At 64.1% G+C, this 1,788-nt stretch carries 1 protein-coding gene and 1 pseudogene; both read right to left on the bottom strand.

Annotated elements, in window-relative coordinates:
* Positions 1 to 241 precede the first annotated feature (241 nt).
* On the bottom strand, positions 242 to 1,405 hold the full coding sequence (locus tag AC4FWB_RS33980; RefSeq protein ID WP_491030581.1) for an IS4 family transposase: 1,164 nt from the start codon (positions 1,403 to 1,405) through the stop codon (positions 242 to 244).
* Between the two features lie 279 nt (positions 1,406 to 1,684).
* Positions 1,685 to 1,788: pseudogene (locus AC4FWB_RS33975) on the bottom strand (transcriptional repressor); the annotation flags it as partial.

The raw sequence follows: 1,788 nt of genomic DNA, 5'->3' as shown, positions 1-1,788 counted from the left end.
TTCGAGACGGTGGAAGCGGAGGTCGAGGCGACGATCCCCGTCGTACGCCGCGTGATGGAGAACGCGCCGATGCCGGCGGTCTCGATGTCGGTGCCGCTGCATGTCGACGCGCGCGCGGCTGATAATTGGGACGAGGCGCACTGAGCTTTCCGCGCTCACGCACAGCCAGCCGTAGCGATCCTTCACACCCCCTCTGTCCTGCCGGACATCTCCCCCGCAAGGCACGACTGTCCGGGGAAAGTCATGCATAGGTGAAGCTCATCTGGTTTGGGGAGGATCGGAGCTTGCGTTGACTTGGGTTGACGGGCGGTGGTCTGTCGATGGCGGCGATGTTTCGTCGCTCGAAGAGGCATCGTGCGACCAGATCGGTGAACCTGAGGATGGGCATGGCGATGCGGCAGGCGCGGGCGGCGATGCGCAGCAGCGCATAGGCGATCATGGCGGCGAAGAGCTGCAGGCGGATGGCGTTGTCGTTGGTGCCGAGGAACTTGCGGATCTTGAGGTGCTGCTTGATCCAGCGGAACAACAGCTCGATCTGCCAGCGACCCTTATAGAGGGCGGCGATCTCGACGGCGGGCCGCTGGAGATCATTGGTCAGGAGCGTGATGGTGTCACCTTCCTGGCGCTGCACGGTCAGCCGGCGCAATGGGATCGGCAGCCTGCGCTGGCTCTTGCTGGCCAGGCCCACCTCGGCGTCTTCGAGAACGGTGAAGCCGTCGCCCTGCGCGACCTCGATCGGGCGGCTGGCGAGCACCCCGAGCCCCATGTTGGATTTGGGCCGGGTGACGAAGAAGGCTTCGGCTGCGGCGATTGCCGTCCACCAGCCGTAATGGCAATAGCCCTTGTCGAACACATAGGTGGCGCCTGGCTCGATGGTGATGGTGCGCCCGATCTCGGCGTCATTGACATTGGCGTGGCTGATGTCGAGGACGCGCGGGCGGTCGCTGTCGGGATCGTAGACGACATGCAGCTTCATGCCGCGGATGCGGCCGTTCGACTTGGCCCAGCCGCAGGCCTTGCCGAGCGGGATGGGCGTGGAATCGATCAGCCGCAGCATGGCCGCGCCTTCGCGACGCATGTGCCGGTCGAGCTGGTTGGCGAGGGTCTCGAAGGTCTCGGCAAACACGTCGACGGGGCGCCGCCGGTTGGCATCCGACAAGGTCGAGCGGCTCAGCCGGTCGCTGCCCAGGTGATAATGATGCTGGCAGTTGGCGTTCCAGCCGGCTTCAAGGCCGCGCAGGCTGTCGGCGCCGCTCAACTGCGCGTAGATCAGCACCATGAGATGATCCCAGCTGTGGAACGACTTGTCGTAGGCGTCCCCGCCATGGCTATCCACAATCGTCTGGAAGCGGCGCCGATTGATCGGTTCAACCAGCTTGCCAAGAATGCTAGGCCTAAAGCGCATGCCCCGTCCCTTTCTGAGTCTCGACAACCAGAAGGTAGACGGAAAAACCCCGTCTTACGGGGCATGCGCATGCGGCATTTCGATTCACCACGCTCCTTCCCCGGACAGCCCTGCCCGCAAGGGGGGAGATTGGCAGTTTCCGCGACCCGCTCATTCTGCAACGTTGGAGATTGGCGAAACCCGATGTGACGGCTGATCTCCCCCCTTGCGGGGGAGATGGCCGGCAGGCCAGAGGGGGGTGCTGTCCCGCCAGCTTCAACAGTTAGCTGGCCTAGCTTCTTAAGCAGCCTCAGCTCTGCATTTCGCACAAACCCCGCGAAACTCGATCACCGCCTTCTTGGCGGCGAAGCCGGTCGAGCGCACCCAGTCGTCCAGCCGGTGGT

The organism is Mesorhizobium sp. LEGMi-168a (assembly GCF_058312955.1).
This window is presented reverse-complemented; position numbering and strand designations above follow the sequence as displayed.